Below are 21506 nucleotides of genomic sequence, written 5' to 3' on the forward strand. Positions count from 1 at the left end.
CCGCCCGCCCGGTCACGCCGACTGTTTGTCGTGACGGTTTAGCCGGTGACGTCGATGCGGTCGATAACCAGGTAGGTTCCCGACGCCTTACTCAGTGTCAGGGTGTGCTGTTTGTTGGGGTCCAGGCCGGTCCGCGTGAACACTGGTACCTGCGCCCTTCTGGCGGGCGCGCTGACGGTGGCGTCGTAGCCGAACTGGACGGGGCTGCCGTCGAGGCTGTACTTGACCGCGCCTTCATCGGAGTAGGTCTCGGTCAGGACCTTCACGCCGGTGCCGTGGAACGTGAAGGTCACGCTGGCGTTGTCGGTCTTGGTGTAGTGGACGTCGCCCTGGTGGTCGCCGAAGCTCCGGCCGGTCAGGTGGCCCCAGCTGTCGTCGTAGGCGAACTGCGGCGAGTCGTCGTTGAACTTGGTCCACCGCTGCGCTTGCGCGGGGCCGTTGTAGGCGCCGATGTTCGGCACGGCGGTCGCGCTGTCCGGGTTGCCCCAGAAGTCTTTGCCACCGTTGATGCCGTCGTTGTTGGTGGGGATCAGCACGCCGCTTGCCAGGGCTGGCGAGCCGGTGCTGAGCTGGAACCCGCTGGTTTCGCCCATCGTGGTTCCCCCGTTGGTGCCGGTGCCGTAGCCGCCTGCCGAGTCCTCGACCAGCAGCGGGTCTTTGGAGATCGCATGGGTGTCGTTCGACGGCGCCGAGAATCCCCACCACAGGTTGTTGTTGAATTTCGAGGTGGTCGGCAGCTCCTTCGTGAGCCCGCTACCGACGAAGATGTTGTTCTGCACTTCGGTGCCGTCCGGCACTGCGAGGGTGAATTTCCGGTTCGGCGCGTCGAAGGTGTTGTTGTACATCTGCACCTTGGCGGTGCTGCCGGGAGCGAAGACGCGTCCCTCGTTCTGGGAGACGTTGTGCCGCAGAATGATCGTGGGGTCAGTGGAGCTGCCCACGCATCCAGCGCAATCGAGGAAGAAGCCGCCGGCGTTGCTGTTGCTGTAGTTGTACTGGTAGAGGCAGGTGCCGGTGACGCCCCAGTCACAGTCCCACGCTTGCGAGTCACCCGAGTCTTCCTTGTCGCCGGCCGGCTGGGTGGCGACGGCTTCGTTGTACTGGAAGGTGGGGTCGCTGCTGGTGTAGGTCCATATCGCGGCGATGTTCCCGATCTTCGGGTTGTTCCAGCCTGCTTCCCGGGAGATGTTGTACTCGGTCATGGGCGATTGGGAGACGCCGACCAGGATGGCATCGTCACCTGGGCGGGTGATGGTGTTGCCTTTGACCAGCACGTTTGTGTTGTGTTCCTTGGCGTCGTGCCCGTCGCCGCCGACAATGGCGACACCCATGGACTTCACGTCGTGCACCGTGTTGTTCGAGATGGTGACGTGGTCGAAGTGGCCGGAGAGATTGCAGCCCTTGTCAGGGCTTTGTACCAGGATCCCGGCCGAGCTGTAGCGACCCGCAGCGTAACGGTCCAGGATGCCGTTGACGTTGCTGACGTCGACGGCGTTGATGGTGATGCCGGAGTAGGTGTTGTTGTCGGTGGCACCGACCAGCACGCCGCTGTTCACGCCCGGCTCGGGTGCGTTGTTGGTTACCGCGATGTTCTCGATCGTCCAGTGGCTGACGTTCTGGAGGACCACTGCGGCGGATTCTGGAAAGTCGAGGAGGCGGCCGCTGGCAGCGGCGGGGCATGATTGCTGGTTCGGCTGGTTCTTGAACTGGGCGCCGTTGTTGTTGATGGTCGGGGCTGCGCCGGTGTCGTAGGAGGTCACGGTGATCGGTGATCCGGGTGCTCCGCTGCCAGAGGCCTGCAGGTATCCGCTGCAGCTGGTGCCGGCGCGCAGCCGGATGTGGTCGCCGGGGCCGAATTCGTGGCGGTTGACGCTGTTGAGGGTGTTCCAGGGAGACCCCTGGGCGCCGTCGCCGTTGGCCGACGCGGAGCAGTCGACGTAGTAGTCGGTGCCGGCGGCGTGGGCGGCGGGCGCCTCGAGTGCCACGGTGGCGGCGGCAAGTGGGCAGACGCTGCCTATGGCGGCGAGGATCCGCCGCAGCCGGAAGGTGCGGCCCACTGGGCCGGACCGTTTCTGGGTGTCGTGCATTGCCGTCTCTCCTTTGAGTGGGCTGCGGTTGCAGGGGTCGTTCCGTCTTCGGTCCAGGCGAGGCCCGGATGAGGCGCGCGGCTTCGTGCGCGTGGATGTTCGCGTTCGCGCTGGGTGTGTCAGCCCTTGACGGCGCCCGCCGTGATTCCTTCGGTGATCAGCCGCTGCAGGAATACGAAGCCGACGAGCAGCGGGAGTGCTCCGAGAAAGGCGGTGGCGAACAGCGTGGTGGGTTCGAACCCGTGAGGTCCGATGTAGGAGTAGGCGTTGACCATGACGGTCCGCTGCTGCGGGTTCTGCAGGAAGACCAGGGGAACGGCGAGGTCGTTCCAGACGGCCAGGGTCACGAACATGATCAGCGTGCCGGTGACCGGGCGGAGCAGCGGCAGGATGGTGGTGACGAAGGTCCGCAGCGGGCCGCAGCCGTCGAGGGCGGCGGCTTCCTCGAGTTCGCGCGGCACGGAGCGCACGAAGCTGGTGTAGAAGAACACCGCGAGCGGAAGGTTGACCCCGGCCTCGATGAGGATCACGCCGAGGTAGCTGTTGACCAGGCCCATGGTCCGCAGCGTGATGTAGAGGGGTGCGATGCCGACGAACAACGGAATCGCCATGCCGCCGAGGAAGAGCCGGTAGGTCCACTTCGACCACGACGCGGTGATGCGCGCCAGGGGGTAGGCGGCCAGCGACCCCAGGATCACGACGATCACGGTGGCAGACGCCGTGATCAGCAGGGTGTTGAGGACCGACCGGGCGAAGTCCATGTTGCGAAAGGCCGTGGCGATGTTCGCGAAGGTCGGGCGCAGGGGCAGGCCCAGCGGACTGGCTGCGACGTCGGCGGCTTTGCGCAGGGCCGTTGAGATGGTCAGCAGCACCGGGTAGAGGAACACCACGGTGGCGCAGATGCCCAACGCGTTGCACGCGTACCGCAGCGTTCGGCGTCGAAGTCCGGTGCGGTGCTTGCGGTGGGGGGCGCGGGTACTCCGGCGCACTCCGCGGGCCTGGACGAGGTCCTTCTCGAGCGTTGTCATCTCACAAGTGCCTTTCGCGCCGCTGCAGCAGCGTGGATGTCGCACTGGACAGGACGATGACGACCAGCAGCAGCACGACCGCGAGCGCGGTGCCGTAGGCGAAGTCGCTCTCCTGGAACACCTTCTGGTAGATGAGCAGGGAGAGCGTCTCGGTCGAGTTCACCGGGCCGCCGTTGGTCATGACGAGCGGCAGGTCGAAGGTGCGCAGGGTGCCGATGACGCTGAGAGTGACGGTGATCGTGGTCGCCGGCGCCAGAAGCGGCCAGTCGACGCAGCGGAACCGCTGCCATGCTGATGCGCCGTCGAGCAGCGCCGCGTCCTTCAGGTCCTGGGGGATCGCCAGATAGCTGGCGAGGAAGATCGCGCACGAGTACCCGGTGAACATCCAGACATGGACAGCGGCAACGGCGTAGAGGGCGTGGGAGGGCTCGGCCAGCCAGGTCTGCTTCCCCATGCCCAGTGAGGAGAGCACCGCATCCAGGCTGCCTCCCGGGGCGTAGATGTAGGACCAGATGAATCCGGCCAGCACCGGGGCCATCATCGCCGGGGCGAGCAGTGCCACGCGGATCGCGCCGCGGATCCGCGGGAGCGACATCAGCCAGGTGGCGAAGATCAGGCCGAGCAGGTTCTGGCAGACGACGACGAACGTCGCGTAGATGAGCGTGTTCTTCAGCGCCGCGGTTGCTTGTGAATCCTTCAGGATCTGCTCGTAGTTCGCGAGGCCGACGAACGGGCCGGGTTCTCCGCCGAGAGAGTCGGTGAAGCTGAGCCAGGCACCGCGCACCGTCGGGTACAGGGTGATGAAGGTGTACAGGGCGATCGCCGGGAGCAGGAATCCCAGGGCGATGACCGGGCGGCGATGGATCACCGAAGGCTCTCCTCATAGGGGTGCATGACAATTGCAGGAGGGTGCGCCGCGGCAGGGCTGGCGCACCCTGCGCCGGTCAGTTGGCGAAGTGCTGGTCCCACGAGGACAGGACGCTTTTCGCGGACCGCTGCCCGAGCACGAACGCCTGCAGGCTGCTCTGCATGTCGGCCTCGATCTTGGTGTTGCGCCAGATCTGCGGCTGGTAGATCACGCCATTGCCCTTGGTCACTGCCGCCTCGAAGTCCTTGGCCTGGGGAATCGGGGGCGTGGTGCCGTTGGTGAGGGGGCTGAAGGCGCCTTCGGGCTTGAGGTACTGCTGGAGCGTGCTGTCGTGCGCCCAGAAATCCAGGTACTGCTTGGCCGCGTCCTTGACCGGGCTCGCGGCATTGATCGCCAGGCCAGTGCCGACGTACAGGAGCGGGGACGTCTGGCCGGCCGTCGCGCCGCCGGGGACTGCCGAGAACCGGAACGGGAAGTGTGTCTTGGAGGAGAAGTCGCCGATGTTCCATGATCCGTGGATCAGGAACGCGGTCTTGCCGGATTCGAAGTCGGTCAGGCCCTTGCCCATCTCGTCGGTGTTGAGGGCCTCTTTGACGTTGACGTAACCGGCCAGCTTCTGGATCTTGTCCAGAGCGGTGCTCCAGCCTTCAGTCGCGGCGAACGTCGTCTTGTTCTTCGCCCTCTCGTGGTCCCACGCATTCGTCCCGCGGTTGACGTCGGAAGCTGCGAGGGTCAGGGCCGCCATCTCACCGGTCCACCCCTTCTTGTCGGCGAACCCGATGGGATTGACGCCGGCCGCCTTGAGCTTGGCCAGGTCGGCCGTGAACTCGTCCCAGGTCTGCGGGACGGCGGTGATACCGGCCTTCTTCAGCACGGCCATGTTCGAGAACAGGCCGATGCCGACGATCTCCTGGGGCAGGACGGCGGTGTGACCGTTGAACTTGGAGAAGTCCTGAAGCGAGGGCTTGAGGGTGTTCACCCAGGGCTGGCCGTCGAGCGAGAGCAGGTTGCCGCTCTGACTCCACTGCTGGGCCTTGACGTTGTCGGCCATGACCACATCAGCGGCGTTCCCTCCGAGCAGCTGTGTGGTGACGGTCTGCTGGTAGTTGTCACTGGGAACGTAGGTCCACTTGACCTTTATGTTCGGGTGGGCCGCCTCGAACGCGGCGTTGATCTGCGCGATGTTCGCCGGCTCAGAGCCGCCGCCTTTCCAGCCGACGACCTTCAGGACGGTCTTACCGTCCGAGGTGGTCGTGCCGCCGCTGCTGCTGCAGCTGGCGACGGCTGTGGTGAGTGCTACACCGACAGCGGCACAGCCCAACAATGCCTTCTTGCCACGGGAAAACATAGGGATGCCCTTTCACATGGTTCTGGCTCGTCTGGAGCACGAGCAGTGTGATGTCCCTCTTAGGGCGTACGCGGGTTCGGAGGGTCTGCCGTTTCAGGGGCGGATCCGTCCTGAACGCTGCGGAGGGTCTTGCGCAACGGGACTGCGGGATCCCAAAGCGGCACACGGGTGCCGCCGCCGCGGCATGCGGGAAGCCGCAGCCCGGCAGCTCCGTATCATCGGAGGACTACCGGTGCATGGCAGGTTAAAGTCGCGCCGGGCGCTGACACAAGCAGCGCGTCCCCGTGTTTCGGATCGTTACCACCGCATGACGCAATGACGCGCAGCCGCACGGGCTTAACGCAGGAGATGCAAGGTGGGGCCCTCACTCCTCCTCGCGTACCTCCAGAGGGAGCAGCGGGATGCCTTTGCGGAACCGGCGGACCTGCGGGTCGGAAGTCATCCGATGTTCTTCGGCCCATTCCGGGCGCAGGGTGCGGGAGCGCAGCTGCCGGGGCGAGTATCCGAACTCGCGCCGGCAGGCTTTGTTGAACGCGTGCAGGTCGGGAATGCCCACCGAGGCGGCGACCGCCGCCACCGGGATCGTCGATTCGCACAGCAGGTGCCGTGCACGTTGCATGCGCAGCAAGCGGATGTACCCCACGACCGTCATGCCCGTGTGAGCCCGGAACAGGCGCGTGATCTGGTTGCCCGAGACCGCCGCGACCCGGGCGATCTCTGCGACCTCCAACTTCTCGGCCAGCCTCGCGTCGATGTAGGCCATGGCCTTGGCCAACGACGGATGCGTCGCCTCCTTCTCCGCGTGCGCCGCCAACATGGCCACCCGCCACAACGCCGCCCACAATTCGACGGAGGCATGCGCGGGTTCGTGTCCGACCGCGCCAACCACCCCCGCCATCAGGTCAGTCAGACCCGGAACCTGACCTCCGGCCGCCTGTAGATGCGGGACGAACACCCCCTGGCGGCCGTCGCCGAGCGGAGCGTGAAAGTGCGCATAGTAGTGCTCCGACCGGCTGTGATAGCGAAACTCCAGCACGGCGCCCGGCGGCACGACGCTGACCGCGCCGGGACGGATGCGGTACGGCCGGCCGTCGACGATCAGATCGCCCTCGTAGCGGTACAGGTGCAACTGCCACAGGTACGGCAGCTGATACCAGTCGCCGACCGAGCGCACACCGTGCACCGCAAGCCCTGCGCTCGCGACCTGCGGGGCAGCAGACAGGTCGATGCGCGCACCGCCCGGCGCGGCCCCTCGGGGCGGTCCCTCTGACGCGTCAGACTCGTTCAGCATGGTGAAAACGTACCAATAATGGTGGTCCCGTCCCACGAAATTGCAGGTCAACGCAGGCTAACCTGCAGTTCTCATACCAGCCGCCGTGGGGGTATCGGTGCGGGCCGAACCACCACGCTGCCGATCCCGGTGCGGGCCGGGAGAAGTGGGCGATCCCGGTGCGGGCCGGGAACGCCACGACACACGCGCATTCCAAACACGCGCATTCCACCACCCAGATCAGGAGAGACACTTCGCCATGCCCATGCAGCCATGGTTCACCTACGCCAAACTCGGTATCTTCGTCCACTTCGGCATCTATGCCGTCGACGGCGTCGAGGAGTCCTGGTCCATGTTCAACGGCCAGGTGAGCCCCGAGCGGTACGCCGCACAGATCCAGAGGTTCACCGCCTCACGCTACGACCCCCACTCCTGGGCCCAGCTGTTCTCCCGGGCCGGCGCACGCTACACCGTGCTGACCACGAGGCATCACGACGGCGTCGCCCTGTGGGACACCGCGCAGAAAGGCATCAGCGTCGCCCGTGACGCACCGGCAGGCCGCGACCTGGTCGGGCCATACGCCGACGCCATGCGCGAGCAAGGGCTGAAAGTGGGCCTGTACTACTCGCACTCGGACTGGAGCCACCCCGACTACGCCACTGTCAGGCATCCTCATCCGGCCGTGCCGCAGCACGTCGCTAGCCCCCTCGTCACTCCCCCGGACGGGCGCGAGGACCAAGCGGCGTGGCAGCGCTACCTCGACTACCGCGACGAACAGGTCAAAGAACTGCTGACGAGGTATCGGCCGGACCTTATGTGGTTCGACGGCGAGTGGGAACGCAGTGAGGAGCAATGGCGCATGGATCGGCTGGCCGAGCTGATACTCTCGGCCAACCCCGAAGTCGTCCTGAACGCAAGGATGCTCAGCTACGGCGACTACGCCACACCCGAGCAGGGCATCCCCATCAAGGCGCCTGCGGGACCCTGGGAGCTGTGCCTGACCATCGGCGACTCCTGGGGCTACCGACACGAAGACGACCGCTACAAATCCGTCGACCAGCTCATCCGGTACTTCACCGAAACGATCGGCATGGGCGGCAACCTGCTGCTCAACGTCGCCCCGCGCGAGGACGGATCCATACCCAAGGGACAGGCCGAACGCCTTGAGGGCCTGGGAACATGGATTGCACGGCACGCCGAGGCGGTCTACGGCACCCGTGCCGGACTTCCCTCGGGACACCACTACGGGCCGTCCACGCTCTCGGCCGACGGCAGGACCCTGTATCTGATCTGCTTCGACGTGCCGCGGGCAACCGTCTCCGTGCGTGGCCTGCGCACACCCGTGCGCGAAGTCAGCGTGCTGGGGTCGGGTGCCCGCCTTGCCCACGAGACCACCGACGGTCTGCACGAGGTCCCCGGCGTGCTGTGGATCGACCCCCCGGCAACCGAGGACATCGACGCATCCGCCACGGTTCTCGCCGTCGAACTCGACGGCGAACTGGACGTCTACCGCGGCCCAGGGCGGCAGTAAACCCACCAGGTCCTCAACCAGCTGCGGCCCTGGTTGGTTACCGCCGATGAGGCGTCCGACCCGCAGGACGTTGTTCTGCAGTTGTCGGTCAAAGGCGTGGCTTTCTAAGGGTCAGACGACGGCGACAGCGTCGATCTCGACGAGGAACCCGGGGCCCGGGCCAGCTACGACATGGACCGTGATGGCCGGCGGCGGGTCGCCCCGACCCCAAGGGAGACTCGTTCCGGTTCGACGCCTTCGCCACCTGCCTGGCGTCGCCCACACCGGCGGCGAAGGCCAGTACGCGGTGTTCGAGACCCTCCACGAGCCCGCCGACTTGGGCGAGTGGCTGGCCCAGCCTCCACTGGCCGCGGCCGTGACAGTGCCGGTGACGGCCCGCGAACTGGCCGCGGCCAAAGCCCTTCGTCGAGCGATCTGGGACGCGGCGCACGCCCGGGCAGCGTGTCGCCCCCTGTCGGCCGGGGCGGCCGCGGCACCGCTGGTCCCTGAGCTTGCCACCGACAGCACGACCACGGGCTGGGCTTCACCGGTGCGGGGCACGCAAGCCCTGTCAACGCTGGCGCGGGAGATCATCGAGCTGCTGTCCGGGCCGCACGCCGCGCGCATCCGCGAGTGTGCGAGCGACAACTGCCCGCTGGTGTTCGTGGACTCGTCCCGCCACCGCCACAAGCTCGGGGCTCTCCGCACCCCGCGGGCCACGGATTCGTGACGCGGCCTCCAGACTCCTGCCGGTGGTGGCGAAGATGATCGAGCGGACCGACCGCATCGGCTGAGGAAGGCCGACGGGCGTTGGAGCTTTCCGGCTCCGGCACTCCATCTACCGCCCGGTACCTCGATCGGCGTTCACGCCGGGAACGCATGGTCCGGGAGGGCTCTCCCGCTCGCTCCACTCTGGACGCCTCTTTCCGCTCTCCGGATGCCTCTTGGAGTCATGCCGCGTCGGGGTTGATCAGGACAATTTTGCCAATGTGATGGGCGTCCAGGATGCGATGCGCTTCCGCGGCCTGGTCCATGGGCAGGGTTCGGTCGATGACCACCTGAACGGTTCCGCTTTCGATCAATGGCCATACGTGTTCCTGGACTTCGGCCACGATGGCTGCTTTCTCTCCGGCTTGGCGGGAGCGCAGGGTAGTGCCGTGCACGGATGCGCGCTTGGAGAGGAGTTGGGCAAGGTTGAGTTCGGCTGTCAGGCCGTTCTGCAGTCCGATGATGACCAGACGCCCGTCGGGGGCCAGGGAGTTGACGTTACGCGCAAGGTAGTCTCCGCCGATGACGTCGAGGATCACGTCGTAGGGACCGTGCTCGGCGAAGTCCTCCGTACGGTAGTTGATCGCGAGGTCGGCGCCGAGGTCTCGGACCCTGGCAGCCTGCTCGGGGCCGCCGACGGTGGTGACGACGCGGGCGCCGTGGGCCTTGGCAATCTGAATGGCTGTCGTACCGATGCCGCCGGCTCCGCCGTGCATGAGGAAGGTCTCGCCTGCCTTCAGGGCACCGGTCATGAAGACGTTGGACCACACGGTGGCGGTGGCTTCCGGCAACGCTGCCGCATGGACGAGGCTGACGCCTTTGGGCACCGTGAGGAGCTGCCCTGCCGGGACAGCGACCTTCTGCGCGTAGCCGCCTCCAGCCAGCAACGCGCACACCTCGTCACCGGGCTGCCAGTACGTCACACCCTGGCCGACGGCGCTGATCCGTCCGGAGACCTCCAGCCCCGGGTAGGGCGATGCTCCTTCCGGAACCGGGTACAGCCCCAGGCGCTGTGCCACATCAGCCCGATTGACGGCGCTGGCAATGACGTCGATGACCACTTCTCCCGCGGCGGGGACGAGGTCCTCCACATCGGTCCACCGCAGGACTTCCGGCCCCCCGGGTTCCTTGATCGAAATTGCTTTCATGACGTTCCTCCAAGTACGCCGACCTGACGTGCTGGCGCACACGCGGGTCCTTGCGTGGTCGAGATGCCGGTGAGAGGACACGGGGTCAACCGGGCCTGCGGTACGTCGCGCGGTGGCCGGAGCAGGGTGAGGGCTTCCGCGGCACAGCTCCCACCCCCCGCCCGCTCGCCGGAGACCGCTGCCGCTCCTGGGAGCGGTCCGCGCCTGGCAGGCTCGCCCGGGGCCTGGGCACGCCGAGGCCCCGGGCGGCACCCGGCTCGAAAGAACGAGCGACCTGTGACCCGCCACAAGGCGGGCAGACCGCCAAACCTCCGAGACCCTCTACGAGCGGGCCCGGCCCGGCGCTAAGGAGCAAGGTCAAGGTGGTGCAGCGTCTCGATGATCTTGGCCGTTACTGCCTTGGTGGAGACGGGGTTCTGTCCTGTCACGAGCCTGCCGTCAGCGGTCGCGAAGGGGGTCATGGGGATGGTGTTCTTGACATAGTGCGCGCCGCGCTTGCGGAGTTCGTCCTCCAGCAGGAACGGCACCCGGTTCTTCACCATGGCGACTCGCTCCTCCGCCGTGGAGAACCCGGTGACCGTGCGTCCGTCGACAAGCAGGGAGCCGTCGGACAGCGTGATGTCCAGCAGCCCGCAAGCACCATGGCAGACCGAGGAGACCACGCCGCCGTTCTCGTAGATCTCGCGCGCGGCCTGCTGGAGGGCGGCGTTGGAGGGAAAGTCCCACATCACGCCGTGCCCGCCGGTGTAGAAGATCGCGGCGTACCGGGCCGGGTCGACGTCGGCCGCCTTGCTGGTGCGGTCCAGGCTCGACATGAACGCGCTGTCCTGCATGTACTGGCGTACTTCCTTGTCGGCCAGTTTGGTGCTGCGCGGATCCAGCGGTACGCGCCCCCCTGCGGGACTGACGATGTCGACCTCGAAGCCGGCCTTGCGGACGGCGTCGTAGAAGTGAACCAGCTCCGCGATCCAGAGGCCGGTTTGGTGGGGGTCCGACCCATAGGTCGCCTGGTTGGTGACCACGGCGAGAATCCTGCTCATCTGTTTCCTTCCGAAGGTAATGACAGGCGGCCAACCGAACAGCCAACGGAGCACGACCATGCTTCACGGCACGTGCCGCGCCCCACGCAGAGAGCGTGCAGTGCCCCTCCAGCGCAATCAGCGGCGCGCGTGTCAGGTCAGCTTCTTGAGCATCTCGGCTGCGGCGGGTCCGGCGGAGGCAGGGTTCTGACCGGTGACCAGATTGCGGTCCACGACCACGTTCGGAGCCCACGGCTCGCCCTCCTGGTAGTCCACGCCGATCTCGACCAGGCGGTCCTGGAGCAGCCACTTGGCACCCGCCGCCAGACCGCCCTGGACCTCCTCGGCGTTACTGAAGCCGGTCAGCCGGTAGCCCGCGAAGGCATTGCCGCCGCCGGCCAGAGTGGCAGCCAGCAACGCGGCCGGGGCGTGGCAGACCACACCGAGCGGCTTACCCGACCCGAGCGCGTCGACGAGGAGCTGGCCGGAGGTGGCATCGACGGCCAGGTCCTCCATCGGACCGTGGCCACCGGGGTAGAAGACCGCGGCGTAATCGTCGAGGTCGACGTCCACCAGGCTGATGGGGTGCTGGATCTCGCTGATCGAAGCGATAGCATCCGCGACCTTCTTCGCGCCCTCCTCGCCGCCGTTGAACTGCGGCGCCAAACTGCCCTGGTCCAGGGGCGGCACGACGCCGCCCGGCGTGGCCACGACGATCTCGTGACCAGCAGCCGTGAACGCCTCGTACGGGGCCACCAGCTCCTCGGCCCAAAAACCCGTCGGATGCTTGGAGCCGTCCGCCAGCGTCCAGTGGTCGGCGCCGGTCATCACGAAAAGAATCTTCGACATAGTGCAGTCTCCTCGAGTCGGGGTTGAGGCTCAGACGCTCGATACTCAGCACGTCAGCGCCCTGGCTTTCGAAACTAAAGCTGCTGAAGTATCGGCGCCAATGAAGGCGCCGATACCAGGTATCGGTGAACCGATGCCTTGTACCTCGTAGGCTCGAGGCCGTGAGCGATCACGACACTCATGGGTCCGGGCCGCTGGACCTGAACCTGCTGCGCACCTTCCTCGCGGTGCACCGCCTGGGGTCCTTCACCGCCGCGGCACGGCAGTTGCGCCTGTCGCAGTCCACCGTCACCACGCAGATCCGGGCACTGGAGAACCGCCTGGGCCGCGAGCTGTTCGAACGCCGGGCGCACGGGGTCGCCCCGCTGCCCCATGCCGACGAACTCGCCCTGCGGCTGTCGGTCCCCCTCGACCAGTTGGCCGACATCACCGGCGAGGAGCCGAGCAGCACCGTGGCAGCGGTGCATCTGGCGGGGCCCGCGGAATTCCTGAGCGCTCTCGGTCTCAAGGTGCTGGCCCCGTTGGTCGCGCAGGGCGTCCGGCTGAGGGTGGCCATGGGGCTGACCGAACCGCTGCTCGACGAACTGCGGGCCGGGCGCCATGACCTCGTCGTCGCCACCCGTCGGCCCCGCGGCCGGACGCTGCAGGCCGAACTCCTTTCCGACGAGGAGTTCGTGCTGGTCGCCGCCCCGCAATGGGCCGAACGGGTCAAGGGGCAGGACCTGCCCGCCGCCGTGGAAGCACTCCCACTGATCGCCTACGCCGAGGACCTGCCCATCGCCCGCCGCTACTGGCGCCACGTCTTCGACCGCCGCCTGCACGCCCAGGCCGCGATCACCGTCCCCGACCTGCGAGGCGTCCTCACCGCCGTGACCGCCGGCGCAGGCTGGAGCGTCCTGCCCAGCTACCTGTGCCAAAGCGAACTCGCCTCCGGCGCCCTCCGGCTGCTCCACCAGCCGGAGGATCCGCCGATCAACACTGCCTACCTCGTCCAACGCCCGGGCAGCCCCACCAACCCGCACGTGACACTCGTCCGCGAGCACCTGCTGTCCGCCGCGAAGACCTGGTGAGCCCCCCCCACCGCCCCGAGTCCCCTCGACCGCTCTGGGTGAGCGCGGCGTACCGCCGAGGGCTGCGAAGCTTGCCACCACCGCCACGCGAATATGCATCCCACAGCGGGTTCCGTCCGTCATAACACGTGTCCTTCCTCATCGCCCGCGAATCCCCGAGCGGCAGGACATCAGGGGTTTCAGATATTCAATCAGTCCGCCGGAGAATTGCTTTGGTCAAGAGTGGCGCATACTTGCAGAATCCTCTTTCGCGATCCATCCGCATCAGCAGGAAAGGATTGCTGGACCTTTCCTCGGCCGCAATGCTTCAATCGGTTCATGCTGCTGGACGAACTCCGTATCCTGCTGGCCCGTCATGCCCAAGCCGACGGAACGACCGCCATCGAGCATGTGCTGATCGGCCGCGAAGAGTCGCACTCGCCCTCGTCCGGCCTGACCGGAACGGCCATGGTGCTGATCGCTCAGGGGGCCAAACATCTCGCGCTGGGCGAGTACGTGTACGAGTACGGCGCCGGGCAGTACCTGGTCACGTCTATGGCCCTGCCCGTCACCGGCCGCTTCACCGATGCAGCCCCGGAGCGGCCTGGTCTGGGTGTCTGCCTGCTGCTACAGCCCTCGGACATCGCCGAGATGATGCTGCAGGCCGCTCCGGGCACGTTTCCGCAGAACGACACCGCCCCGCCCGCCGTCACCGTCAGTGACGCCTCCGACGAGCTCCTCGACGCCGTCGTGCGACTACTGCGCCTGCTCGACCATCCGCACGACAGGGACGCGCTCGCCCCCCTCATCAAAAGAGAAATCCTCTGGCGTCTGATCACCAGCGAGCAGGGCGCCACGGTTCGCCAGATCGGCCTCGCCGACAGCAAGCTCTCCCATATCTCCAGAGCCGTGCAATGGATTCGAAAAAACTACAGAGAGCCGTTCCGCGTGGACGACCTGGCAGAGCTTATCGGGATGAGCACCTCCGCCTTCTACCGGAACTTCCAAGCCGCCACCGGAATGAGTCCCATCCAATTCCAGAAGAAGATCAGACTCCATGAGGCCCGGCTTCTTCTGGCGTCACATCCGAAGGACATCGCGCACATCGCGTACCTCGTGGGATACGACAGTCCGTCCCAGTTCAGCCGAGAGTACCGGCGCCTCTTCGGCGCGCCACCCAGTCAGGACGCGGCTGGCTTGGCGGCGCGCACTGCCGACGAAAGGAATTGACCGCCCGAGGCGACCTGGAAGCCGAAGACGGTCACCTCGAAGACATGGGTCAGGTCAGCTTCTTGAGCATCTCGGCTGCGGCGGGTCCGGCGGAGGCGGGGTTCTGACCGGTGACCAGGTTGCGGTCCACAACCACGTTCGGGGCCCACGGCTCGCCCTCCTGGTAGTCCACGCCGATCTCGACCAAGCGGTCCTGGACCAGCCACTTGGCCTTAGCTGCCAGACCGCTCTGGATCTCCTCGGCGTTGCTGAAGCCGGTCAGCCGGTAGCCGGCGAACGCGTTGCCGCCGTCGGCCAGGGTGGCGGCCAGCAACGCGGCCGGGGCGTGGCAGACCACACCGAGCGGCTTACCCGAGACAAGCGCGTTGACGAGAAGCTGGCCGGAGGTGGCGTCGACGGCCAGATCCTCCATCGGACCGTGCCCACCGGGATAGAAGACCGCGGCATAGTCGTCGAGGTCGACATCCTCCAGCTTGACGGGGTGCTGGATCTCACTGATCGAGGCGATGGTATCCGCGATCTTCTTCGCGCCCTCCTCGCCTTGTGAGGGTGCCGCGCGGGGGTGATTTCGCATCGTTTGCGGTGAAGCTGCCTGGGCTGGCTTCTACCGTCGTGGCGTTGAGCCCGCCGTGGGCGCGGGCGCCGTTGCGGGGTAGGTGGTGTGGTGCCGTCGTTGATCGAGGCGCTTGAGGCCAGGGAAGTGGCGGCTCGTGGCCGGGCCGATCGGCTGCCCGAGCGGATCGCCGGGCCTTCCGAGGAGTTGTCGCAGGTGGAGGCGGAGCTGTCGAGGCTTCGGATCACGCGGGAGACCGTGGACGAGGTGCTGTCCGAGGGTCCGGCGGCGGCCCCGACGCCGGTGGGGGGCGTGGAGGCCGCGGTGGTGCCGTTGGCGGATCTGGCGCCGGTGCTGCTCGCTGCGGAGGCGGCCGGGGACGCCACGGTGACCTCGCCGGCCTACCGGCGGATCCTGGTGGCGTTCGCGGGGGCTCCGGGGCCTTGCGGGGTGCAAGGAGGTGTACGCCGCGGTGGGGCTGGGGACGGAGGCCAACCACGTCGAGGGAACGCGGTCGAAGCTGAAGCGGCTGGTCGAACGCCAGATCCTCGTCGAGGCCGAGTCGGGGCTGTTCGCGCTGGCGACCCGGTCGGGTGCGCGGTGAGCGGCGGGGCGGGGCGGATCTGGCCACCGCAGAGACCGTGTTCGCTGCCTCCCGCCGCCTGTTCGAGTCCGTCGCCGACGAGCTGGGATCTACCGACGCGGCCTCCTTGACGCACTCGCAGCTGGAGGATCTGCTGGGCTCGCGGATGCGGGAGGTGACCCGGCAGCTGTTCCAGGATCATCTGCGGCTGCGGGAGCTGACCGAGCAGCGACTTCCCGAAGCGGTGGACGCGAGCGGTGTGGAGCGCACAAGGATCGAGCGGGGCCGTTCCCGGACCCTGGCCACGGAGTTCGGGAAGGTGACGGTGACCCGGATCGCCTACCGCGGCAGTTCGGTGGCGGATCTGCACCCGGCCGACACGGTGCTGAACCTGCCGGCGGGGATGCACAGCCACGGGCTGGCCAGGCTCCCGGCGATCGAGGCATCCCGCGGATCCTTCGCCGAGGCGTGCGAGCGGATCAACGTCGTGACCGGCGCCGGGATCGGTCACCGGCAGGTCCAGGAACTCGCGGTGGGCGCCGCTGCCGACGTCGACGACTTCTACGACGACTTGGTGCCCGCTCCGTGCACCGACACAACCACGCTGGTGATCTCGGTCGACGGCAAGGGCGTGGTGATAAGGCCGGAGGCGCTGCGCGAGGCTACCGCGAAGGCCGCCTCCGCCAAGGGTGCTCGGCCCGACGAGACCGGGACGTCACGCATGAGGCGCGTCCCCGAAGTCCGGGATCTCCAGCCGGACACCGCCCTTCATCACCGATTCGTGCGCGACGATCCCCGGCAGGGTGTAGCGGGCCGCCACCCACGCGTTCACGGACGGCAGGGTGCGGGAGTTGACCGCGGTCACGAAGTCGTCGACCAGGAAGTGGTGGCTGCCCTCATGGCCGTTGTGCAGATGGTCGAACTCCCGGGGCAGCCGGGCGCGGTCGTGCACGGGCGCCGATCCCGAAGTGAAGGCGGCCCGGAGCTCCGGTGCGATGTGCTGGAGTGACGGGTCGTCAGGAGACATGGAGGGCTTGGGCTCCAGCAGCTCGCTGATGTCCCTCACCCCCTTCTTGTCCTGCCACAGGGCGGCCGTGGCGAGTTGCTCCATGCTCGCCTCGGTGCCGAAGAAGCGGAAACGCGACTCCCTTATGCGCGAGGGGTAGCCCACCCGGCGGAACTCGTTCGTACGGAACGACCCGCCGCCCGCCACCTCGAACAGCGCGGTGGCGTTGGAGATGTCGTTGTCGAACTGGCTGACCGACCGGTTGAAGACGCCGTCGTCGCGCTCGTCGACCACTCCGATCGCCGACACGCTCAGCGCGTGCGTCTGCCATGCCCCCAGCACACCGCCCACCGAGTGGGTCGGATACAGCAGCGGCGGATAGCTGGCGGTCTCCTTCCAGTTCTCGCCGCCGCTGTACTGGTACGCCTCGTAGAACCCCAGGTCCATGTCGTGGACGTAGTCGCCCTCGGCGTAGAAGAGCCGCCCGAAGGCGCCCTCGGCGATCTGGTTGCGGGCGTGCACCGTCGCCGGGTTGTACTGGCTGGTCTCGCCCATCATGTACGTCAGACCGGTCGCCTTGACCGCGTCGATGATCGCCGCGATCTCCTCCGTGGTGATCGCCATCGGGACGGCCGAGTAGACGTGCTTGCCGGCGTTCAGGCCCTGGAGGACCAGCGGCCCGTGGGTCCAGCGCTGGGTGAAGATCGCGACCGCGTCCACGGCCTTCGACTCCAGCATGGCCTCGTACGACGGGAAGGTGCCCGCCAGGCCCTGGGCGGCAGCGAGTCGGTCGGATCGTTCGGGGAGCAGGTCGGTGACGTAGACGTCGCTGACGCCGGGGTGGGCCTGGAACAGTGTGGCGAACTGGCCGGAGAACTGGCCGGCGCCAACGATGCCGATCGAGAAGGTCATGGGGTGGGTGCCTTTCAGCAGTCAAGGACGAAGTTGGTCTGGTAGGAAGCGACACTTTCGAGCCGGGTCGCCTCGGCCGGTGGCATAGCGGGTTGTCTGGCCCTTCGGCGGCCCGGTCCGATCTACTTCTGCGCCCCTACGAGTCCTTGCACGAAGTACTTCTGCAGGAACAGGTAGGCGATCACGACCGGCAGCATCGCCAATAGGGAGGCCGCGGTCGCTGCGGGTAGGTTGCTCGTGTTGCCGACGAAGAATGAGGCGACCGACGGGGCCACGGTGGCCCGGCTTCTTCTGGCGTCACATCCGAAGGACATCGCGCACATCGCGTACCTCGTGGGATACGACAGTCCGTCCCAGTTCAGCCGAGAGTACCGGCGCCTCTTCGGCGCGCCACCCAGTCAGGACGCGGCTGGCTTGGCGGCGCGCACTGCCGACGAAAGGAATTGACCGGCCGAGGCGACCTGGAAGCCGAGGACGGTCGCCTCGAAGACATGGGTCAGGTCAGCTTGTTGAGCATTTCGGCTGCGGCGGGTCCGGCGGAGGCGGGGTTCTGACCGGTGACCAGGTTGCGGTCCACGACCACGTTCGGGGCCCACGGCTCGCCCTCCTGGTAGTCCGCGCCGATCTCGACCAAGCGGTCCTGGACCAGCCACTTGGCCTTGGCTGCCAGACCGCTCTGGATCTCCTCGGCGTTGCTGAAGCCGGTCAGCCGGTAGCCGGCGAACGCGTTGCCGCCGTCGGCCAGGGTGGCGGCCAGCAGCGCGGCCGGGGCGTGGCAGACCACACCGAGCGGCTTACCCGAGGCGAGCGCGTTGACGAGAAGCTGGCCGGAGGTGGCGTCGACGGCCAGGTCCTCCATCGGGCCGTGGCCACCGGGATAGAAGACCGCGGCATAGTCGTCGAGGTCGACGTCCTCCAGCCTGATGGGGTGCTGGATCTCACTGATCGAGGCGATGGTATCCGCGATCTTCTTCGCGCCCTCCTCGCCGCCGTTGAACTGCGGCGCCAAGCTGCCCTGGTCCAAGGGCGGCACGACGCCACCCGGCGTGGCCACGACGATCTCGTGACCGGCGGCCGTGAACGCCTCGTACGGGGCAACGAGCTCCTCAGCCCAGAAGCCGGTCGGATGCTTGCTGCCGTCGGCGAGCGTCCAGTGGTCGGCGCCGGTCATCACGAAAAGGATCTTCGACATGGTGCGGTCTCCTCGAAGTCGGGGTTGATGCTCTGACGCTGCATGCTCAGCACGTCAGCGCTCTTCAGTTCTCGGAACCGTCCCGCAGGGGTTCACGGACGGCCGTGGCTGCGGGGCGGTTGTGCCAGCACCACGGGGCGTGCCACAGCGGCGATGGCGTCACGGGGGAGCCCGGCATGTGCCGGTCTCTCTGTTTGGGATCGGTGCTCAGGCTGCATGTCGCGCTCGTCTGGATCTGAGTGCAGTGGAGTGCGCCCAGATGATGACGACCGGGAGGATGAGCTCCAGGAGGGCGGAGGCGAGAAAGACTCCCGCCGGGCTGGGCATGCCGTGCTGAGCGAAGGAGAACAGCCGCCCGACGCCGCCGAGGAAGATCGGGACGGCCAGGAAGTAGACGAGTACCCCCTGCCAGCGGATGGTCGCCGCCACCCAGGCGAACAACGGAGCCCAGCCGATGTAGATGCCTGCCATGAAGCGATGCAAGTTGTCCGCGTCCGCCGCGCCCGCCGGGGCTCCCCACACCAATTGCTGCAGGCCGTCTCCGAGGGCGATGGCAGTGACCAGCAACAGGCAGACGCGGACGATGGTGTTGGCTGGTGTGAGAGAGGTGCTGGCAGCCATCACGACTCCGTGCTGGTCTCGCAGTCGGCCTCGAGCTTCGCCTTCACGCCTGCTCGGTGGGGCGTACGAGCAGCTCGGCGACCGCAACATGCCGGGGGCGGGTGACGATGTAGCCGACGGCGTCGGCGATGTCCTGGCTCTGCAACCGCTCAACGTCGCGGAAGGTGGCGTCGAGGTACTCCTGGACCTCGGCCGTGTTGTGGGTGCGCAGTTCGGTGTCGACGGCACCAGGCTCGACGACGGACACGCGCACGTGTTGGCGTGCCAGTTCCTGGCGCAGCGATTCGCTAAAGGCGTTGACGCCGAACTTGCTGGCGCTGTACACGGCCGTCATGGGGTAGGCGTAACGGCCGCTGACCGAGCTGATGTTGACGATGTCGGCGACCTGACGCGGCGCCTCGCCGGCCGCCTTGACCAGATGAGGGACGGCCGCGTGGGCGGTGTACATCAGGCCCATGAGGTTGATGTCGATCATGCGCTGCCAGTCGTTCAGGTCCGCGCCGGGGGCGGGACCGAGCAGCATCAGGCCGGCGTTGTTGACCAGGGTGTCCAGGCGGCCCAGGCCCTCGACGGTCCGCTCGACCGCTTGCGCGGCGGCGGGGGCGGTGGTGATGTCAGCGGGCACAACCAGGGCCTTCCCGCCGGCGTGGGAGATTTGCCCGGCGAGGTCGGTGAGCCGGTCCTCGCGACGTCCGACCAGGGCCACGGAGGCACCCTCGCGGGCCAGCTCCAGCGCGGTGGCGTGGCCGATGCCGCTGGAGGCCCCGGTGACCAGGGCGACGGTTCCTTCAAGTCGAGGAGTCATGGTTCAAGCCTTTCAATGAACGGGCACGCTGCCGGTCGTACGGAAGAGAGGCAACGGCCCTCCTGACAGGGCCCGGTCTGTCCAAGTTCATATGGATTGTCTACAGGTGCTCTCAACCGCATGGCCAGGGGAGACGCCATACATTCCGTGACCGATTGCGTCGGCATCGACTTGCGCATTCCCGCAGGCAGGGGCGTCTTCTGACCAAAGGACAGCCAAGAACCTCGCCCGAATCCGCTCGGAGCAGGCCCGTTTGTGTCCGAGTCCAAGCTCTCCGCCCCCCTTCTTGTCGGCCTCGTAATCGGTCGCCTCCCGTTCAGCTCAGGGGGACGTCGAGGACGGCCTTGCGGTGGCTGAAGGTCTCGATGGAGTAGCGGCCGTGGTAGTTGCCCATGCCGCTTTCGCCGACGCCGCCGAAGGGGAGGGTCGGCACCGCGAGGTGGTACATGGGCAGGCCGAAGTTGAGGCCTCCCGAGGAGGTCTCGGCGGTGAGGCGGCGCTTGGTGGTGTTGTTCTCGGTGAAGGCGTAGAGGGCGAGCGGCTTGTCGCGCTCGTTGATGAACGCGATCGCCTCGTCCAGGTCCGCCACGGTCAGGATCGGCAGGATGGGCCCGAAGATCTCCTCCTGCATCACGGGCTCGTCGGGCCGGACATCGGCCAGCACGGTGGGAGCGATGTACCTGTCCGCGCGGTCGGTCTTCCCGCCGGTGACCGTACGGCCGGAGGTCAGCAGCGCGGACAGCCGGTCGAAGTGACGCTCGTTGATGATCCGTCCGTAGGCGTCGGACGTCTGCGGGTCCTCACCGAACAGCCCCTTGAGCGCGACGACCAGGGCAGCCTCCAGTTCGGTCGCGGTGTCCGGGTCGGTCAGGACGTAGTCGGGGGCGACGCAGGTCTGTCCGGCGTTGGCGAACTTCGTCTGCGCCAGGCGCTGCGCGACCGTGGCGATGTCGGCGTCCCGGTCCACGAACACCGGTGACTTGCCGCCGAGTTCGAGGACGACGGGGGTGAGGTTCTGCGCGGCGGCGGTCATCACGATGCGGCCGACCGTGCCGTTGCCGGTGTAGAAGATGTGGTCGAAGTGCTGCTCAAGGAGCACGGTGGTCTCCGGGGCGCCGCCCTCGACGACCGCGGTCGCGTCGGTGTCGAGATAGGCGGGCAGCAGCTCGGCCAGCAGTGCCGAGGTGTGGGCGGCGTAGTCGGCGGGCTTGATGACGACCGCGTTGCCGGCGGCGAGCCCGCCCGCGACGGGCACGAGCAGCAGATTGACCGGGTAGTTCCACGCCGAGATGACCAGGGCGACGCCCAAGGGGTCGAAGACCGTGCGGGCGGTGCTGCCAGGGGCTGCGGGCACCGTCACGGGGGCGGGCTGCGGGGCGGTCCACTCCTCCAGGTGCTCCAAGTAGTCCTCGATCTCGACGATCGTGGTGTTGATCTCCATGGCGTCGGCCTCGGCGCGGTTCTTGCGCAGGTCGGCGTAGAGGGCGTCGGCTATCGCCGCCCGGTTGTCGGTGAGCAGGTCGCGCAGGCGGGTCAGCTGCTGCCGACGCCAGGCCAGGGGCCTGGTGCGGCCGGTGCGGAAGGTGGCGCGCAGCCGGTCTACCAGCGCGGTGGCTTCGGTGGCGGTGAAGGTGTCGTCCAGGGTGAAGGCTGCCTTGGT

General features: G+C 67.3%; 19 protein-coding genes and 2 pseudogenes. 6 read left to right on the top strand and 15 right to left on the bottom strand.

Annotated elements, in window-relative coordinates:
- Window positions 1–38: 38 nt before the first annotated feature.
- The 5 genes from ACZ4RZ_RS46925 to ACZ4RZ_RS46945 form a co-directional block, all read right to left on the bottom strand.
- Window positions 39–2087, bottom strand: coding sequence for a hypothetical protein (locus tag ACZ4RZ_RS46925; protein WP_467753718.1), 2049 nt, complete (start codon window positions 2085–2087; stop codon window positions 39–41).
- Between the two features lie 119 nt (window positions 2088–2206).
- Window positions 2207–3115: a carbohydrate ABC transporter permease gene (locus ACZ4RZ_RS46930; RefSeq protein ID WP_467753719.1), complete on the bottom strand. Its 909-nt coding sequence runs from the start codon at window positions 3113–3115 to the stop codon at window positions 2207–2209.
- Between the two features lies 1 nt (window position 3116).
- Window positions 3117–3983 (bottom strand): carbohydrate ABC transporter permease, encoded by an 867-nt coding sequence (locus ACZ4RZ_RS46935; protein WP_467753720.1) that lies wholly within the window; start codon window positions 3981–3983, stop codon window positions 3117–3119.
- Window positions 3984–4059: 76 nt separating this feature from the next.
- Complete coding sequence (locus ACZ4RZ_RS46940) at window positions 4060–5331, bottom strand: ABC transporter substrate-binding protein (protein WP_467753721.1); 1272 nt, start codon at window positions 5329–5331, stop codon at window positions 4060–4062.
- 364 nt (window positions 5332–5695) lie between these two features.
- Window positions 5696–6622 carry a helix-turn-helix domain-containing protein gene (locus tag ACZ4RZ_RS46945; protein WP_467753722.1) on the bottom strand — a complete coding sequence of 309 codons (927 nt, stop codon included), beginning with the start codon at window positions 6620–6622 and terminating at the stop codon, window positions 5696–5698.
- A gap of 238 nt (window positions 6623–6860) precedes the next feature.
- On the opposite strand from ACZ4RZ_RS46945, the gene ACZ4RZ_RS46950 reads away from it, so the two are divergent.
- Complete coding sequence (locus ACZ4RZ_RS46950; protein WP_467753723.1) at window positions 6861–8132, top strand: alpha-L-fucosidase; 1272 nt, start codon at window positions 6861–6863, stop codon at window positions 8130–8132.
- Between the two features lie 181 nt (window positions 8133–8313).
- Window positions 8314–8841: an ABATE domain-containing protein gene (locus ACZ4RZ_RS46955; protein ID WP_467753740.1), complete on the top strand. Its 528-nt coding sequence runs from the start codon at window positions 8314–8316 to the stop codon at window positions 8839–8841.
- A gap of 220 nt (window positions 8842–9061) precedes the next feature.
- On the opposite strand, the gene ACZ4RZ_RS46960 is transcribed toward ACZ4RZ_RS46955, so the two are convergent.
- The 3 genes from ACZ4RZ_RS46960 to ACZ4RZ_RS46970 form a co-directional block, all read right to left on the bottom strand.
- Entirely contained in the window at window positions 9062–10027 is a 966-nt protein-coding gene (locus ACZ4RZ_RS46960; RefSeq protein ID WP_467753741.1) for an NAD(P)H-quinone oxidoreductase, read from the bottom strand.
- A 344-nt stretch (window positions 10028–10371) separates the two neighbouring features.
- Window positions 10372–11067 carry a type 1 glutamine amidotransferase domain-containing protein gene (locus tag ACZ4RZ_RS46965; RefSeq protein ID WP_467753724.1) on the bottom strand — a complete coding sequence of 232 codons (696 nt, stop codon included), beginning with the start codon at window positions 11065–11067 and terminating at the stop codon, window positions 10372–10374.
- Window positions 11068–11199: 132 nt separating this feature from the next.
- Window positions 11200–11895: a type 1 glutamine amidotransferase domain-containing protein gene (locus ACZ4RZ_RS46970; protein WP_467753725.1), complete on the bottom strand. Its 696-nt coding sequence runs from the start codon at window positions 11893–11895 to the stop codon at window positions 11200–11202.
- A 161-nt stretch (window positions 11896–12056) separates the two neighbouring features.
- Between ACZ4RZ_RS46970 and ACZ4RZ_RS46975 the strand changes: the two genes are divergently transcribed.
- Both ACZ4RZ_RS46975 and ACZ4RZ_RS46980 read left to right on the top strand, forming a co-directional pair.
- Entirely contained in the window at window positions 12057–12965 is a 909-nt protein-coding gene (locus ACZ4RZ_RS46975) for a LysR family transcriptional regulator (RefSeq protein WP_467753726.1), read from the top strand.
- Between the two features lie 318 nt (window positions 12966–13283).
- Entirely contained in the window at window positions 13284–14174 is an 891-nt protein-coding gene (locus ACZ4RZ_RS46980; RefSeq protein ID WP_467753727.1) for an AraC family transcriptional regulator, read from the top strand.
- Between the two features lie 49 nt (window positions 14175–14223).
- Here ACZ4RZ_RS46980 and ACZ4RZ_RS46985 read toward each other — a convergent pair.
- A pseudogene (locus tag ACZ4RZ_RS46985) lies at window positions 14224–14715 on the bottom strand (type 1 glutamine amidotransferase domain-containing protein); the annotation flags it as partial.
- Window positions 14716–15199: 484 nt separating this feature from the next.
- Here ACZ4RZ_RS46985 and ACZ4RZ_RS46990 point away from each other — a divergent pair.
- The gene (locus tag ACZ4RZ_RS46990) at window positions 15200–15331 is read left to right on the top strand and encodes a hypothetical protein (protein WP_467753728.1); all 132 of its coding nucleotides are present in this window, start codon (window positions 15200–15202) and stop codon (window positions 15329–15331) included.
- 694 nt (window positions 15332–16025) lie between these two features.
- Here ACZ4RZ_RS46990 and ACZ4RZ_RS46995 read toward each other — a convergent pair.
- Window positions 16026–17228 carry a Gfo/Idh/MocA family protein gene (locus tag ACZ4RZ_RS46995; protein WP_467753729.1) on the bottom strand — a complete coding sequence of 401 codons (1203 nt, stop codon included), beginning with the start codon at window positions 17226–17228 and terminating at the stop codon, window positions 16026–16028.
- A gap of 122 nt (window positions 17229–17350) precedes the next feature.
- Window positions 17351–17542, bottom strand: a complete 192-nt coding sequence (locus ACZ4RZ_RS47000; RefSeq protein ID WP_467753744.1) for a hypothetical protein — start codon at window positions 17540–17542, stop codon at window positions 17351–17353.
- On the opposite strand from ACZ4RZ_RS47000, the pseudogene ACZ4RZ_RS47005 reads away from it, so the two are divergent.
- Window positions 17508–17675: pseudogene (locus tag ACZ4RZ_RS47005) on the top strand (helix-turn-helix domain-containing protein); the annotation flags it as partial. The gene ACZ4RZ_RS47000 and the pseudogene ACZ4RZ_RS47005 sit on opposite strands and share 35 nt — an antisense overlap.
- 49 nt (window positions 17676–17724) lie before the next feature.
- Here the strand turns inward: ACZ4RZ_RS47005 and ACZ4RZ_RS47010 are convergent.
- From ACZ4RZ_RS47010 to ACZ4RZ_RS47025, 4 genes are all read right to left on the bottom strand, one after another.
- Complete coding sequence (locus ACZ4RZ_RS47010; protein ID WP_467753730.1) at window positions 17725–18420, bottom strand: type 1 glutamine amidotransferase domain-containing protein; 696 nt, start codon at window positions 18418–18420, stop codon at window positions 17725–17727.
- Between the two features lie 207 nt (window positions 18421–18627).
- Window positions 18628–19041, bottom strand: a complete 414-nt coding sequence (locus tag ACZ4RZ_RS47015) for a DUF4345 family protein (RefSeq protein ID WP_467753731.1) — start codon at window positions 19039–19041, stop codon at window positions 18628–18630.
- 43 nt (window positions 19042–19084) lie between these two features.
- A complete protein-coding gene (locus tag ACZ4RZ_RS47020) occupies window positions 19085–19846 on the bottom strand; it encodes an SDR family NAD(P)-dependent oxidoreductase (protein WP_467753732.1) in 762 nt (253 codons plus the stop codon).
- Window positions 19847–20162: 316 nt separating this feature from the next.
- On the bottom strand, window positions 20163–21488 hold the full coding sequence (locus ACZ4RZ_RS47025; RefSeq protein WP_467753742.1) for an aldehyde dehydrogenase family protein: 1326 nt from the start codon (window positions 21486–21488) through the stop codon (window positions 20163–20165).
- Window positions 21489–21506: the final 18 nt, after the last annotated feature.

This window comes from Streptomyces sp. NPDC027189, assembly GCF_055566975.1.

What these genes read in the sequence shown, in the direction of transcription:
- ACZ4RZ_RS47020 (WP_467753732.1), bottom strand. Translation starts at nt 19,846, where the DNA reads ATGACTCCTCGACTTGAAGGAACCGTCGCCCTGGTCACCGGGGCCTCC.
- ACZ4RZ_RS46940 (WP_467753721.1), bottom strand. Translation starts at nt 5,331, where the DNA reads ATGTTTTCCCGTGGCAAGAAGGCATTGTTGGGCTGTGCCGCTGTCGGT.
- ACZ4RZ_RS46955 (WP_467753740.1), top strand. Translation starts at nt 8,314, where the DNA reads ATGGCCGGCGGCGGGTCGCCCCGACCCCAAGGGAGACTCGTTCCGGTT.
- ACZ4RZ_RS46930 (WP_467753719.1), bottom strand. Translation starts at nt 3,115, where the DNA reads ATGACAACGCTCGAGAAGGACCTCGTCCAGGCCCGCGGAGTGCGCCGG.
- ACZ4RZ_RS46995 (WP_467753729.1), bottom strand. Translation starts at nt 17,228, where the DNA reads ATGACCTTCTCGATCGGCATCGTTGGCGCCGGCCAGTTCTCCGGCCAG.
- ACZ4RZ_RS47010 (WP_467753730.1), bottom strand. Translation starts at nt 18,420, where the DNA reads ATGTCGAAGATCCTTTTCGTGATGACCGGCGCCGACCACTGGACGCTC.
- ACZ4RZ_RS46950 (WP_467753723.1), top strand. Translation starts at nt 6,861, where the DNA reads ATGCCCATGCAGCCATGGTTCACCTACGCCAAACTCGGTATCTTCGTC.
- ACZ4RZ_RS46980 (WP_467753727.1), top strand. Translation starts at nt 13,284, where the DNA reads ATGCTGCTGGACGAACTCCGTATCCTGCTGGCCCGTCATGCCCAAGCC.
- ACZ4RZ_RS46965 (WP_467753724.1), bottom strand. Translation starts at nt 11,067, where the DNA reads ATGAGCAGGATTCTCGCCGTGGTCACCAACCAGGCGACCTATGGGTCG.
- ACZ4RZ_RS47000 (WP_467753744.1), bottom strand. Translation starts at nt 17,542, where the DNA reads ATGTCCTTCGGATGTGACGCCAGAAGAAGCCGGGCCACCGTGGCCCCG.
- ACZ4RZ_RS46925 (WP_467753718.1), bottom strand. Translation starts at nt 2,087, where the DNA reads ATGCACGACACCCAGAAACGGTCCGGCCCAGTGGGCCGCACCTTCCGG.
- ACZ4RZ_RS47015 (WP_467753731.1), bottom strand. Translation starts at nt 19,041, where the DNA reads ATGGCTGCCAGCACCTCTCTCACACCAGCCAACACCATCGTCCGCGTC.
- ACZ4RZ_RS46970 (WP_467753725.1), bottom strand. Translation starts at nt 11,895, where the DNA reads ATGTCGAAGATTCTTTTCGTGATGACCGGCGCCGACCACTGGACGCTG.
- ACZ4RZ_RS46945 (WP_467753722.1), bottom strand. Translation starts at nt 6,622, where the DNA reads ATGCTGAACGAGTCTGACGCGTCAGAGGGACCGCCCCGAGGGGCCGCG.
- ACZ4RZ_RS46960 (WP_467753741.1), bottom strand. Translation starts at nt 10,027, where the DNA reads ATGAAAGCAATTTCGATCAAGGAACCCGGGGGGCCGGAAGTCCTGCGG.